This window comes from Rhodococcus sp. RD6.2, from assembly GCF_001040705.1.
Lineage (GTDB): Bacteria > Actinomycetota > Actinomycetes > Mycobacteriales > Mycobacteriaceae > Rhodococcus_G.
The window spans coordinates 54,386-68,689 of record NZ_CVQP01000012.1 but is presented as its reverse complement, the minus strand read 5'-3'; the positions used below and the strand labels follow the sequence as shown (position 1 = coordinate 68,689).

The window sequence follows — 14,304 nt, the reverse complement described above, 5'->3', positions numbered from 1 at the left end:
GGGTTCATGGGCCGCGACTGGCCGCTGACGGGTCGCGCAGAGGAGTTCCGGCTCGTCAACGCCGCAGTGACCGGACGCATCGGAATCGTGCTCGCGGGGCCGACCGGTGTCGGGAAGACTCGTCTGGCCCGCGAGGCGGCGACGGCCGCCGAGTCCCGCGGTAGCCTCGTCCACTGGGTCGGTGCGACCCGTTCCGCGCGCACCATCCCCTTCGGTGCATTCGCCGGCGTCGTCGACGTCCCGCATACCGATCCGACGCAGGCGGTGCGGCACCTGCTCGACGAACTGACCGGCGCCGACGGACACCCCGAGGTGGTCGTCGCGATCGACGACGCGCACCTGCTCGATCCGCTGTCCGCGTTCCTGGTACGCCAACTCGTCACCCAGCACCGCGCGACCGCACTCATCACCGTCCGCTCCGGTGAGCCTTCCCCGGACGAGGTGACCGAGCTCTGGAAGGACTGTGCGGTCGAGCGACTGGATCTGCTGCCACTGTCCAGGACGGCATCGGACAATCTGGTGGAGGTCGCCCTCGGGCGGGCCGCGGACGTCTCCACCCGATTGCGGATGTGGGAACTGTCGCGCGGCAACGCACTGTATCTTCGCCACCTGATCGACGACGCCGTCAACGGCGAGCGGACGTCTCCTGCGTTGCCTGCGGGGCTTCGCGATCTGGTCGAGGCACAACTGGCCGGCCTGTCGGATCCCGAGATCGAGGTCGTCGATCTGCTCGCCCTTGAAGAACCTGTCGATGCGGCCATCCTGGCCGAACTGACCGATCCGCAGGCGCTCGAGAGTGTGGAAGCACGCGCCCTGATCTCGGCCCGGGAACGCGCCGGACGCCTCGAGGTACGGTTGACGCATCCGTTGTATGGCGAGGTGCGACGCGATCGGATGGGAGTGCTCTGCGCACGCAGACTGCGGGGACGGTTGGCGGGCGCCCTCGCCGACCGAGTCGGCCCCGACGACCGACTGCGGCGGGCCGCGCTACTGGCCGACTCCGATCGGGACGCCGACCCGCTGCTGTTCATCGCGACGGCCCGTGCCGCATTCCGACAGTTCGACCCGACCCTCGGCGAGCATCTGGCCGACGCCGCGGTGCGGGCAGGCGGCGGCTTCCATGCGAGCCTCACCCAGGCCGTCGCCTTGATGGCGCTGGGGCAGGGAAGGCAGGCAGACGACATCCTCAGCGCCATGGGCGATCTCGCAGGAACCGATGTCGAGCGAACCGAGGTCGCGGTAGCCCGGACCAGCAACCTACTGTGGGAGCTCGGCATGGCCATGGACGCGGAACGCGTTCTCTCCGAAGCGGAGTCGTCCGTTCGATCGGCGGAATGCCTCGCCACCCTACATGCACTGCGGGCGGCGGTTCTCGCCGTGCGAGGCCGGCCCGACGAGGCAGCCGTGGCTGCCTCGGCCGTCCTGGGTCGAGCCGACGTCGGTGACGCCACGGCGATGCTCGCAGGTTGGGCCCTTGCGATCGGCCTCGGCGACCTCGGCCGTACCGACGATCTCCGCGACGAGGCCGCGCGGTGCTACCTGCGCGCCACGCATGCCGACGGCGTGCCCTACCTGATGCTGCCGCTGGCGCACGCGCACATCGGCGGGCTTCGCAGAGCGGGCCAGATCGGGGAGGCTGTGGCGGTCGCGGAACGCGTCGTGGAGGACTCGAACGACGCCACCGGCGCACCGCAGGCGATGGTAGCCACCCTCGCCGGGCAGGCCGCGTTCGCGGCCGGCAACCTCGTCGACGCGCTGGCCCGTCTGACGGAGGCCCGGGCCCTGCTGCAGCCCGTCTTCGGGATCGCCGGGTGGACGCTGTTCTGCCTGCTCGATCTCACTCAGACCCTTGCGATGTCCGGCCGGGTCGCCGAGGCCACCGAGGCATTGGAAGAACTTGAACGGCAACGCCACCCGGCGTACACGCACCTCGACCCAGAGGTCGCTCTGGCCGGCGCGTGGGTCCATGCCAGCCGCCACGCGACCGTCGATGCACGCGCGTCGGCGCGGGCGGCCGCCGACTGCGCCCGTGCGCTCGGCCAGCCTGCACACGAACTCATGGCCCTGCACACCGCAGTGCGCTTCGGGGACGCTGCGGGCAGGCACCGGCTGCGGGAACTGATCCACATCGTGGACGGTCCGCGGGCGGAGGCATCCGCCGCATACGCCGAGGCACTCAACGTGCTCGACGGCGACGCACTCACCGCGGCCTCAACGGCTTTCGAACGATTCGGCGACCGACTGTCAGCCGCGGACGCTGCCGCCCACGCATGTTGGGCGTTCCGACAACACGGTCAGCGCGGATCCGCACTGACCGCCGGAGCCCGCGCCTTCCGCATCGCCGCCGATTGCGGCGGCGCTCACACGCCCGCCCTGGACGCCGTCGCGAGGTCGGCACAGACGATGACAGCGCGCGAGAGTGAGGTGGCCGCGATGGTCGCCCGAGGCCTGTCGAATCGGGAGATCGCCAACCGTCTCGTCGTGTCGGTCCGCACGGTGGAAGGCCACTTGTATCGGCTGACAACGAAACTCGGCTGCCACGACAGGTCCGAGGTGGCAGCGTTCCTGGCGCGCGAGTAGCGCTTGGATCCGTCCGACTCAGCTGGGCAGCAGCATCCACAACGCCAGGTAGACGAGTGCGGCGGTGCCGCCGGTGACGAAAGCAGCGATCACGGCGCCTGCGCGGACGAGGTTGGCGTCGACGTCGAAGTACTCGGCGACGCCGCCGCACACGCCGCCGAGCATGCGCTGCGTCGCGGAACGGGCGAGGGGCTTGGGGGTGTTCGCTTCGAATGTCATGGCCTCAGCCTGCCGTTCGGGAGGGTGCCCGCACATCCGGCGACACCCTGATCCTGACCCTGATCTTTCACCCTGGTGAGGGGAACCTCCAGCCGGTCCGACCGACTGGGGGTTCCCCTCACCCTGTGGGCGGATGGGGCGGATCAGCGGCGGACGAGCGGCATGATCCGACGGACCTCGGCGTCGCGGAGGTACAGGCCACCCCAGACGAAGATGCCGACGTAGACCGGGGACAGGATCGTGCTGACGAGCGGCTGTTCGGTGAGAATGTTGCAGGCGACTGCGCCGCCGAGGTAGCCGGTGAGCAGGACCGCGCCGAGGATCGACGTCATCGGGATCAGGTACAGCGCGAGGCAGACGAGCATCACGATGCCCATGACGTACGGCGCGTAGTCCGGGAAGCCGTACTCCGCCATCGAATCCCGCACCGGCTGAATGTTCGCGAGGTGGATTGCCGAGTCGAACAGCAGGAACGCCACCACCAGTGTGGTGACGACGATGCCGGCGAGGCGGGCCTTCGGCGTCACCGCCGGGTCGGCGGTACGGGTGGACGCGACGATCGGGGTGGCGGTCATGGCCTGCTCCTTCGGTTCCGATGCCCCGCACGGGATGCGCGGAGTAGTCGTAGGAACAGACCGGGGAGCGTCGGGGAATTCATCGGTCGCAGACAGAAATGTGGGATTCCTCCCTGATTCAGGGAGGAATCCCACAGAGTGTGTCAGCGGCCGAGAAACGCGAGCAGCCGCTCCCCCGGCTCGGGCGACGACGACACCCGGGGCGCAGCGAACCGACCTTCCCGGTCGTCGTCGGGAACGAACACCTCTGCATAGAAGAGCAATTCCGTCGCCAGCGCCGACGGCACCGGCGTCGGCGTGCCCAGCGCCCACGACACGTCCCAGCCGTGCACCGCGACCTCGAGCGCGCCTGCCGCGGCCGCGTAGTCGGACGGCAGCGCGGCACCGCCCACGCGAACGACACCGCGGTCGGTACGCGACCACGACCTCAGCAGTCGAGCACCCCTGCCCCGCACCGCCGCAACGGGATCGGCCACGACGGCCTCCGCGGCCGGACGCAGGACCACCGCACGGTCCAACGCGACCTCGTCGAGGACCACCAGCGACTCGTGCATGTGCGCCAACAACTCCTGCAGATTCCAGTCCGCACAGGGCGTCGGGCTGGTCAGGTCGCCGACGGTGACCCGACTCAGCACCGCATCCGTGTACCGCATCGCCGCACCGAGCAACGCGACCGGGTCCGCGAGCGGCGGGACGACCCGGCCCGCCGTCATGACGGAAACACCTCCGGCAGAGAGAACTTCGCGAACAGGGACAGGTCGAAGAACACGGTGACGTGACCGATCCCGGACGGGCCGAGGGAGACGACCTGCAACTGGAACGCCCGATGAACACCGTCCTCGCCGCGCATGTACAGGCCGAACGCGGGCTGCCCGTTCGACACCGTCGGCAGCAGGCGCATGTCGCCTGCAGCCTTTGCCGGACAGTTGGTCTCGATGAGGGTGCGAATCGCGTCCGGGCCCTGGTACCACCCCTCGAACGGCGGCATCTCCCACACCGCGTCCCGGGTGAACAGTTCGGTCAGCGCGGCCATGTCGTAGTTCTCGAACGCGGACTGGAAGCGCTCGAGCAGCGCGCGCTGCTCCGGATCGACCGGCTCGAGGACGGCGTCCTCGCGGGGCGCCGCCTCCGCGAGCTGCGCCCGCGCCCGCTGCAGTGCACTGTTGACCGCAGCGGTACTGGTGTCGAGCATCGCGGCGACGTCGGCGGCGGGCCACGCGAGAACCTCCCGGAGGATCAGCACGGCTCGCTGCTTCGGCGGCAGGAACTGCAGCGCGGCAATGAGCGCGAGCCGCAGGCTCTCCCGGGACGTCGCGACGGTCGCCGGGTCGGACGCGTCGACGCCGAGCATCTCGTCGGGGATGGGTTCGAGCCACGGCACCTCCTCGCGAGTGACGAGGTCGTCCGCGGGATCGGAGCTCGGCGCTCCCAACCCTGTGGGCAGGGGACGGCGGCCCCGGTTCTCCAGCGCGGTCAGGCACGTCGTCGTCGCGATGCGGTACAGCCACGTGCGCAGCGAAGAACGGCCCTCGAACTTGTCGTAGGCGCGCCACGCCTTCAGGTACGTCTCCTGCACGAGGTCCTCGGCCTCGTGGACCGATCCCGACATCCGATAACAGTGCGCGAGGAGCTCGCGTCGGTACTGCTCGGCCTGCGGAGTGAACTCGTCGCGTACAGCGCTCTCTGTCATGCCACCCACCCTTCCGTCAACTGCGGTCGGAGTACAGACCCGTCCCAGGATGGAAACTCATCGGACTCGGCACTTCTCCGACGAGGTGTCAGGCTGCCGTCAGGACGACCGGTCCGTCCTCGGTGATCGCGACGGTGTGCTCGCTGTGCGCAGCGCGGGCACCGGAGAGGGTGCGCAGGGTCCAGCCGTCGGGGTCGTGGCGGTAGTCGTCGTCCCCCGTGTGGGGGCGATGCCCCCGGCTGCCGTGGATCAGCATGGGCTCGATGGCCAGGACGAGGCCGGGGCGCAGTCGCATTCCTCGTCCGGGGCGCGCTTCGTTGGGAACGTCCGGGTCCTCGTGCATGGCCCGCCCGATTCCGTGGCCCCCGTGGTCGGCGAGAAGCCCGTGACCGCGCGAACGCGCGAACGACCCGATGGCGGAACCGATGTCGCCGAGGCGGCCACCCGGACGTGCCGCGGCAATTCCCCTGGCCAGCGCCTCTTCGGTGTCCGCGACGAGCCGCAGATCCTGTGGATTCGCGGTGCCGACGACGAAGCTGATCGCCGAGTCACCGCACCAGCCGTCGAGGTACGCACCGCAGTCGATACTGACGAGGTCGCCGTCACCGAGCGGGTCGCCCGACGGGATGGCGTGGACGACGGCGTCGTTGACGCTGACACACAGGACACCCGGGAACGGCGTGGGCGCCCACTCGGGCCGGTAGCCCAGGAATGCGGGACGTGCGCCCGCGTCGGCGATGACTGCCGCGGCCACCGCGTCGAGTTCTCGGGGCGTCACTCCGACCGCGGCTGCCTCGCGTGCGGCGGCCAGCGCCGACGCGACGACGCGTCCCGCTTCCCGCATCGCCTCGATCTCGCCGACCGTCTTCAACTCGACCACCACTGACCTCCCGGAACGAATAACAATACCGGTATTACTATAGGAGCATGGTGCGTGAGCCGCTGACAGCGAACGAGATCGAACGAGGCCGACGTCTCGGTGGACTCCTCCGGAGCGCCCGCGGCGACCGCAGCATGGTCGACGTCGCCGCCGAAGCAGGCATCTCCGTCGAAACGCTGCGCAAGATCGAAACCGGACGCATCGCAACGCCGGCCTTCTTCACCGTGGGGGCCATCGCCACCGCGCTCGGCCTGTCGCTCGACACGGTCGCTACTGCCCTCACGACACGACTCGACCGCGACGTCGCGTCCTGACGACGAGCCTGCTCAGCGCCCGTTCGGGAACAGCGTCTGCGCCGCGGTGAAGGCGGCGTCGCGATCGTCGACGAACTCACCCTCGCAGCGTCCTGCGAGCGCCGCCGACACCTGACCCCAGACGTGCAGGTTGACCGGTTCGAGGGCGTGGTCGGTTCCGCCGTCGACCGCGGTCGGGGTCGGGGTCATCCGGCACTGTCCGCCGTCGAGTCGACCGTCCGCCCATTCTCGTGCGCTGCGGATTCCGTAGTAGGCGGTGTCGCCGGGGGTGTCGTCGCCGGAGTTGAGTGCCGTCATGAAGTCGGTACCGGGGCACACCTCCGCGCCGACGGGTTGGCCGCACGCGCCCGGCGAGCCGTACTGCGCGGTGCCGAACGCGACGTAGGTGTCGACCTTGTCGGAACCACCCAGATTCTTGAGGTAGTGGCGGGTGCTGGTGCCGCCGATGCTGTGCGCGACCAACGCGACCTCGGCGTCCGGGTGTGCCGCGAGTGCGGTATCGACGGCCGCCCCCACGGCACGAGCATCGGCATCCATGTCGAATCCAGGCAGATCGAGGGCCGTCGCCTGGTAACCCTGCAGATTCAGCCCTGCCACGAGCGGCTGGTAGGGCGCTGCGCCGAGATATTGCCCGGGGACGACGAACACGATGCGCTCGCGGACCTCGGGCGGGGCGGCGGAGGCGGGTGCGGCGGCGGCCAGGGCGAGTCCGGCACCGCAGGCAGCGGCGACAAGGCGTCCGACGGTCATGTCAGGCACGATAAGGCAAGGCTGCACCGATGTGTTGTGCCAGCTCAGGACACATGACGGAGACGTGTCGAATCGTGGCGCAACACCGCGCGGTTCGTACCGCGTATCTTGCTGCGCGTGTCGCACCAGTTGAACGTTCATGCAAACCGCCGAGCCGTCCTTCGCGGCGTCGCGCTCGGGCTCGGCGCCATCGGACTCGGGACCCTCGGCGTGCCGGGCACCGCGGCCGCCGCACCCCTGCGCGGTAAGACCGCCGTCGTCGTCGGGAGCGGATTCGGCGGCGCTGTCGCCGCGCTCCGGCTCGGGCAGGCCGGCATCAGCACCACGGTCCTCGAACGCGGCCGCCGCTGGCCCATCGACCCCGCGGGCACCACCTTCAGCACCATCAACCAGCCCGACGGCCGATCCGCCTGGTTCTCCGACCGCCCCAACATCAACCAGCTGACCCGGATGATCCCCATCCAGCGCTACCCCGGCATCGTCGACCGAGTCCACGGCAACGGCATCGACGCCCTCTACGGCGCGGGCGTCGGCGGCGGCTCCCTCGCGTTCGGCGCGTTCACCCCACAGCCGCGACGCCGCGACTTCGAGCAGGTGTTCCCCAGCGCGATCGACTACTCCGAACTCGACCGCGTCTACTACCCGCGCGCCAAGTCGATGCTCGGCACGTCGCCGCTGCCGGACGACCTCCTCGCCCACCCCTTCTACAAGGGCGCGCGGGCCTGGCTCGACGACATCCGCGACTTCGGCGGCGAGGCCGTCCGGCACGACTTCTGCGTCGACTGGGACGTCGTCCGCGACGAACTCTCCGGCCTCAAGCCCGCGTCGTACTCGATCGGCGAGGGACCGTACGGATCCAACTCCGGCGCCAAGAACAGCGTCGACCACAACTACCTGCCCGCCGCCGAGGCGACCGGCAACGTCACCGTCTCGGCGATGCACGAGGTCACCGAGATCCGCGAGATTCCCGGGCAGGAGAAGTTCGAGATCGCGGTCAAGGTCATCGACGAGTCCGGCGCCGCCGTCTCGCACAAGACCCTCGTCGCGGACTACGTGTTCATGGCCGCCGGATCCTTCTACACCTCCGCGCTGCTGGCGACGGCGAAGGCGAAGGGCACCCTGACGCGCCTCAACGAGCACGTCGGCAAGGGATTCGGCAACAACGGCGACTTCCTGATGGCCCGGACCGCGCTGCGTCGCGACTACGGCTCCGCCCAGGGCGGACCCGGCGTCGCCGTCATGTACGACGACGAGAACCCCGACGGGCCCATCTCGATCTCGTGGGAGGCGTCGCCGTTCCCGGCGATCGCCGGCGGCATCACCTCGGCCAACCTCATCCAGGTGATGAGCGACGAGCGTGGATCGATCGACTACAACCCCGCGACCGGTCGCGCCGAGCTGAACTACCCGCACACCGAGGCGAGCAGCGACGTCGACGCCCGCGCGAAGCGGTTCGCCGGACGCTTCCACGAACGCGCCGACGTCCGGCACGGGTCGCCCGTCTCCGGCATCCCCGTCCACACGCGTCTCGCCGACTTCGGATCGGGCTGCACCTGGCACGGACTCGGCGGCATGGTGATGGGCCGGGCCTGCGACCACGACGGGAAGGTCGACGGCTACTCCAACCTGTTCGTCGTCGACGGCGCACTGCTCCCCGGGTCGTCGGCGCTGGTCAACCCCGCCCTGACGATCACCGCGATCGCCGAACGCTGCCTCGATCGCTTCGTCGCGAACCAGACCTGACGGGACGCTCGCCGAGCAGCCTCACGGGATCGGTCGGTACCGTGGCCCGATGCCGACGCGCGTCGGGTGACGGGACCGACCCGTGGGAGGGGTGGATGGCAGCAGTGGACACCACGGCGGTCGAGACCGGCGCCGAGGTCGCGGCACCGGCAACCGGGACCACACGCACCCGGCGCCGGATCCGCATCCGGCGTTCCGACGCGATCGCCGCGTTCGGGTTCACCGTCCTCGCCGTCTACGTCATGGGCAACCAGTGGCGACTGCCGGCGTCGGGCTACCTGACGGGCAGCGGCCAGGACCAGCGGATGTGGGAGTGGTTCTTCGCGCTCGCCGCCCACTCGATCACCAACCTCGACAACCCCCTCGGCACCCTGCTGCAGAACTATCCACAGGGTGTGAACCTGATGGCGAACACCTCGATGTTCGGGGTGTCCGTTCCGCTCGCGCCGGTGACGCTGCTGTTCGGCCCGACCGTCACCTGGACGCTCGTGCTCACGTTCGGGCTCGCCTCCACCGCGTACGCCTGGTACTGGTTCCTCGGCCGGTACGCGGTGCAGTCGCAGGTGGCGGCCGCGCTCGGCGGATTGTTCTGCGGGTTCGCACCCGCCCTCATCTCCCATGCCAACGGCCACCCCAATTTCGTGGTGCTGCCGCTGCTGCCGCTGATCCTCGCGTCCGTCATCCGGCTCTCCCGCGGCGCGGGCACCCGGACCGCCGTCGTGCTGGGCCTGCTGGTGGCCATGCAGATCGCCCTCGGCGAGGAGCCTCTGCTCATCACGGCCGTGACGTTCGCGGTCTTCGTCCTCGCCTACTTCGCGTTCCGCCCGCGCGAAGCGGTCGCCGCCGTCCGCAACGCGCTGCGCCCCCTCCTGCTCGCCGCCGCGATCGCACTGCTGCTCACCGCGGGACCTCTGTGGTGGCAGTTCTTCGGACCGCAGTCCTACCGGTTCATCGACCACGGCCCGATGGGCAACGACCTCAAGGCCTTGCTGCAGTTCCCGCGCCAGTCCGTCGGCGGTCGCGTCACGCCCGGGCAGGACGTCGCGATCAACGGCACCGAGGAGAACTCCTACTTCGGGTGGCCGCTGCTCGTCGTGACGCTGGCGTCCGCGATCTGGCTGCACCGCGTCGCCCTGGCCCGCGCCGCGGCCGTCACGGTCGTCGTCATGTGCGTCGTGTCCCTCGGCGCCGAACTGACGATCGGCCGTTCGGGGACGGGCATCGACATGCCGTGGTCGTGGCTGGAGAAGCTGCCGCTGTTCGAGTCGGTCCTCGAAACCCGATTCGCAATGGGCGCGATCCCCGCGATCGCGTTGCTGCTCGCCCTGACCACCGACCGCGCGATCCGCGAGAAGGTCACCCGGATCCCGTGGGCGGTCGCGTTCGCCCTCGCGCTCGTCCCCCTCGTACCGCTGCCCCTGACCGCAGTGCAGCGCACCCCCGCACCGGACTTCTTCGCCGACGGCTCCTGGCGCACCTATGTCGACGACGGATCCGTCGTGGTGGTCCCCTTGCCTCGTCCCGAGGACGCCCGCGCGCTGACCTGGCAGGTCGAAGCAGAGTTCGGGTTCCCGCTCGCAGGCGGCTACTTCGTGGGACCGGTCGGGCCGGAGAAGAAGGCCAAGTACGGCCCCGAGGATCGCCCCACCGCCCAACTGCTCGGCGCCGTCCAGAAATCCGGGACCGCTCCCGTCGTGACCGAGCAGATGCGCGCCCAGGCTCGCGCCGACCTCATCTACTGGAAGGCGGACGTCGTGGTGCTGCCGAGCGACACCGAGCAGCGGGCGTTGCGCCGCACCGTCCAGTCGCTCCTGTCCATCGAGCCGCAACGCGTCGACGACGTCTGGGTGTGGGACGTCCAGACCCTGGTGCCGTAGGCACGTCAGAACACTCGTGCCGTAGGCACGTCAGGACGCTCGTGTCGTACGCACGTCCTGTCCCTGCGCCGTAGGCATAGGGGTTCGACACACGTCGGATCAACGGGTAACACCCCGGGGATTCGAATTTCCCCCACAGGCCCCGAATCGTCCCCTATATTCGTGCCCACACCTTTCGGCCACCTCGGGTCGCAGGGTGTAATTCGTATCGGCACACGAGCCGTGCCGGTCGTCGCCCGCCGGCGGTGCAGCCCTCGCGCACCGCCGGCGGGCGTGTTTCTCCCTCCCGTCGCGCCGACGGCGGCCCACCACGGCATCCCATACGATCGACGCTTGTGCCTGCCGAGTCCGACGCCACCGTCGTCCCCACCTCCCCGCCGGCCCCCGACCGTTCGGCTCCGAGGATCGCGCGCCTGATCGCGGTCGTCGCGGGGCTCGTCGGATTCCTGCTGGCGATCGCGACGCCGTTGCTTCCGGTGTCACAGCAGTCCGCGAGCGTGTCGTGGCCGCAGAACGGGGAACTGACGGGCGTCGATGCGCCCCTGGTGACATACGAGCCGCTGTCCCTGGACATGCACATTCCGTGCTCCGTGTTCGCGGGCCTGCCCGACGGCGGGACCGTCGTCTCGACCGTCCCGAAGAACGCCCCCGACGCCGACGAGGTCGGACTCTCCGTCACCGTCGGCTCAGACGCCGAGCGAACCGTCGCCGTGGATCTGCGTGGAACCCGCCTGGTGTCGGCGCCGCTCGCCGAGGTCGGTGGATGCACCGCCCTCCTCGTCCGTTCGGACGCCGATGCCACCACGGCGTCCTTCGCGCCCGTGAGTGCTTCGGGCCCGGAGGCGGACGAGAAGGACTCACGGGTCGAGGGTGACCAGCGCCCGCAGATGGTCGGGTTCTTCACGGATCTGCAGGGCGGCGCGCCCAACGCTTCGGGGGGCACCGCCCCCGCGGGCCTCCAGGTGACCGCCGACATCGACTCCCGATTCACGTCGACCCCCACTGCCTTCAAGGTGCTCGCGATGGTCGTCGGGGTGCTCGCGACCGTGCTGTCGCTCATCGCGTTGCACCGCCTCGACCTCACCGACGGCCGCCGCGCGCGCCGCTTCCTCCCGCGGCACTGGCTGCGGTTCACCGGAGTCGACGCCGTCGTCATCGGCACCTTGATCGTGTGGCACTTCATCGGCGCCAACACCTCCGACGACGGCTACCTGCTGACCATGGCCCGCGCGTCCGAGCACTCCGGCTACATGGCCAACTACTACCGCTGGTTCGGGGTGTCGGAGGCCCCGTTCGGCTGGTACTACGACGTCCTCGCCGCGATGACGAACGTCTCCACCGCCAGCACCTGGATGCGCCTGCCTTCCCTCGTCGCGGGCATCCTCTGCTGGCTCGTCATCAGCCGTGAGGTGATCCCCCGCCTCGGACGCGCCGTGCGCCGCAACCGGATCGCCGTGTGGACCGCCGGGCTGGTGTTCCTCTCCTTCTGGCTGCCCTACAACAACGGGCTGCGCCCCGAACCGATCATCGCGCTCGGCGCACTCCTGACCTGGTGCTCCATCGAGCGGGCCATCGCCACCGGCCGACTCCTCCCGGCAGCGATCGGTGTGCTGATCGCCGCGTTCTCCCTCGCCGCCGGTCCGACCGGCGTCATCGCGGTCGCCGCCCTGATCGTGAGCCTGCGGCCGCTCGTGAACCTCGTCGTCGCGCGCGCCCGCGTCGTCGGTGTGGCGGCCCTGCTCGCGCCCGTGCTCGCGGCGGGCGCCGTCGTGCTGATCGCGATCTTCGCCGATCAGACCCTCGGCGGTGTCCTCGAGGCGATCAAGGTGCGCACCGCGATCGGCCCGAACGTGCAGTGGTTCGGCGAGTACCAGCGCTACGAGGCACTGCTGAACATCTCGCCCGACGGCTCGCTCGCGCGTCGGTTCGGTGTGTTCGCGATGTTCCTGTGCCTGATCGTGTGCGCGATGCTGCTGCTGCGCGGTCGCGGGCGCATCCCCGGCGCCGCAGCGGGCCCGTCGCGACGCATCCTCGGCATCGTCTTCGTGTCGCTGCTGCTGATGATGTCGACGCCGACGAAGTGGACGCATCACTTCGGCGTCTACGCAGGCCTCGCCGGATCGATCGCCGCCGTCACCGCAGTCGGGCTCGCGGCCGCGACAGTCCGGTCGAGCCGCAACCGGGCACTGTTCGCGTCCGGCGTGCTGTTCCTGCTCGCGTTGGCGTTCACCGGATCGAACGGCTGGTGGTACGTCTCCAGCTACGGGATCCCGTGGTGGGACAAGCCGCCGTCCATCAGTGGCAAGCCGTTCTCCACCGGGTTCCTCGTTCTCGCCGTGCTCGCGCTGCTGTACGCGGGCTGGCAGCACCTGCGCGAGCCGTACCGCGGACCCGAACAACCCGTCCGCCCAGGACTGCGCACCCTCGTCGCGTCACCCCTCACCGTGGCGGCGGCGTTCATCGTCCTCGTCGAGGTGCTCTCGCTCGCCAAGGGCGCGGTCGGTCAGTACCCGGCGTACTCGCTGGCCCGCTCCAACATCGACACCCTCACCGGCGACACCTGCGCGCTCGCCAACGACGTCCTCGTCGAACCCGACGCGAATGCGGGCATGCTGACCCCGGTCGACGCGACACCCGACCCGCTCGGGGCGGGCGAGAACACCGGGTTCACCCCCAACGGCGTCGCGGGTGACCTGACCGCCGACGAGGAGTTCAAGGCCGCGGGCGGCGCCAACACCGTCGACACGGGATCGAACGAGACCACCGGAACCACCTCCGCGGGCACCGGCGGCGGGTCCGGCGACGCAGGCGTCAACGGCAGCACCGTCGCGCTTCCGTTCGGCCTCGACCCCGCGACGACACCGGTCCTCGGCAGCTACGGCGCCAACGAGCCCGCGCACCTGACCAGTGGCTGGTACGCGCTGCCCGAGCGTTCCGAGGACACCCCGCTGCTCGTGGTGACCGCGGCGGGACGGATCCGCTACGTCGATCCGGACGGCATCGTCACCGAGGGTCAGGAGCTGCTCGTCGAATACGGCTCCCGGCGTCCGAGTGGCGACGTCGAGGTCCGCGGCGCCGTCGCTCCGATCGACATCGGCCCGGCGCCGTCGTGGCGGAACCTGCGTATCCCGATGGAGCAGATTCCCGCCGACGCCGATGCCGTCCGCATCGTCGCCGACGACACCGACCTCACCCCCAAGCAGTGGCTCGCCGTCACTCCGCCCCGACTGCCGCAGACGCAGACGCTGCAGGACGTCGTCGGATCCGAGGCACCGGTGCTGCTCGACTGGTCCGTCGGCCTGTCGTTCCCCTGCCAGCGTCCGTTCGACCACCGGTACGGCGTCGCCGAGGCGCCGGAGTTCCGCATCCTGCCCGACCGGGTCGGGGCCGACTCCACGAACGCCTGGCAGGACGCGTTCGGCGGCGGCCCCCTCGGCTGGGTGGACCTGCTGCTGGTCGCGGAGACGATGCCGAGCTACCTGAACGACGACTGGGCCAGGGACTGGGGATCGTTGGAGCGCTACGAGCCGATCGACCCGTCCGCGACCACGGCCACCGTCGACACCGAGACGGTGACACGGTCCGGCCTGTGGTCGCCGGGCCCGATCGCCGCCAGGTAGGACGTCCGCCCGTCGGCGATGTGACAGCACCTGGTCGCCGACGGGAGCGCCGCCGC

General features: G+C 70.1%; 11 protein-coding genes. 5 read left to right on the top strand and 6 right to left on the bottom strand.

From position 1 onward, the window contains the following. Positions 1–6: 6 nt before the first annotated feature. A complete protein-coding gene (locus tag RHCRD62_RS24095; RefSeq protein ID WP_050067307.1) occupies positions 7–2,580 on the top strand; it encodes a LuxR family transcriptional regulator in 2,574 nt (857 codons plus the stop codon). 18 nt (positions 2,581–2,598) lie between these two features. On the opposite strand, the gene RHCRD62_RS24090 is transcribed toward RHCRD62_RS24095, so the two are convergent. The 5 genes from RHCRD62_RS24090 to map all read right to left on the bottom strand — a co-directional run bounded on the left by RHCRD62_RS24090 (position 2,599) and on the right by map (position 5,944). Continuing rightward, the gene (locus RHCRD62_RS24090; RefSeq protein WP_050067306.1) at positions 2,599–2,799 is read right to left on the bottom strand and encodes a PspC domain-containing protein; all 201 of its coding nucleotides are present in this window, start codon (positions 2,797–2,799) and stop codon (positions 2,599–2,601) included. A 143-nt stretch (positions 2,800–2,942) separates the two neighbouring features. Next, positions 2,943–3,374, bottom strand: a complete 432-nt coding sequence (locus RHCRD62_RS24085) for a DoxX family protein (RefSeq protein ID WP_050067305.1) — start codon at positions 3,372–3,374, stop codon at positions 2,943–2,945. 143 nt (positions 3,375–3,517) lie between these two features. Next, positions 3,518–4,087 carry a TIGR03086 family metal-binding protein gene (locus RHCRD62_RS24080; protein ID WP_050067304.1) on the bottom strand — a complete coding sequence of 190 codons (570 nt, stop codon included), beginning with the start codon at positions 4,085–4,087 and terminating at the stop codon, positions 3,518–3,520. Next, a complete protein-coding gene (locus RHCRD62_RS24075; protein WP_050067303.1) occupies positions 4,084–5,064 on the bottom strand; it encodes a sigma-70 family RNA polymerase sigma factor in 981 nt (326 codons plus the stop codon). Before RHCRD62_RS24075 ends, RHCRD62_RS24080 begins: the two co-directional genes overlap by 4 nt. An 88-nt stretch (positions 5,065–5,152) precedes the next feature. Next, a complete protein-coding gene (map, locus tag RHCRD62_RS24070; RefSeq protein ID WP_050067302.1) occupies positions 5,153–5,944 on the bottom strand; it encodes a type I methionyl aminopeptidase in 792 nt (263 codons plus the stop codon). Between the two features lie 47 nt (positions 5,945–5,991). On the opposite strand from map, the gene RHCRD62_RS24065 reads away from it, so the two are divergent. Then, positions 5,992–6,258: a helix-turn-helix domain-containing protein gene (locus RHCRD62_RS24065; protein ID WP_050067301.1), complete on the top strand. Its 267-nt coding sequence runs from the start codon at positions 5,992–5,994 to the stop codon at positions 6,256–6,258. Between the two features lie 12 nt (positions 6,259–6,270). Here RHCRD62_RS24065 and RHCRD62_RS24060 read toward each other — a convergent pair whose 3' ends face one another. Next, on the bottom strand, positions 6,271–7,008 hold the full coding sequence (locus RHCRD62_RS24060; protein ID WP_050067300.1) for an esterase/lipase family protein: 738 nt from the start codon (positions 7,006–7,008) through the stop codon (positions 6,271–6,273). 117 nt (positions 7,009–7,125) lie between these two features. On the opposite strand from RHCRD62_RS24060, the gene RHCRD62_RS24055 reads away from it, so the two are divergent. The 3 genes from RHCRD62_RS24055 to RHCRD62_RS24045 all read left to right on the top strand — a co-directional run bounded on the left by RHCRD62_RS24055 (position 7,126) and on the right by RHCRD62_RS24045 (position 14,248). Further along, positions 7,126–8,751 (top strand): GMC oxidoreductase, encoded by a 1,626-nt coding sequence (locus tag RHCRD62_RS24055; RefSeq protein WP_253277469.1) that lies wholly within the window; start codon positions 7,126–7,128, stop codon positions 8,749–8,751. Positions 8,752–8,846: 95 nt separating this feature from the next. Continuing rightward, on the top strand, positions 8,847–10,628 hold the full coding sequence (locus tag RHCRD62_RS24050) for a hypothetical protein (protein ID WP_050067299.1): 1,782 nt from the start codon (positions 8,847–8,849) through the stop codon (positions 10,626–10,628). A 335-nt stretch (positions 10,629–10,963) separates the two neighbouring features. Next, positions 10,964–14,248 carry an arabinosyltransferase domain-containing protein gene (locus tag RHCRD62_RS24045; protein WP_253277468.1) on the top strand — a complete coding sequence of 1,095 codons (3,285 nt, stop codon included), beginning with the start codon at positions 10,964–10,966 and terminating at the stop codon, positions 14,246–14,248. Positions 14,249–14,304 lie beyond the last annotated feature (56 nt).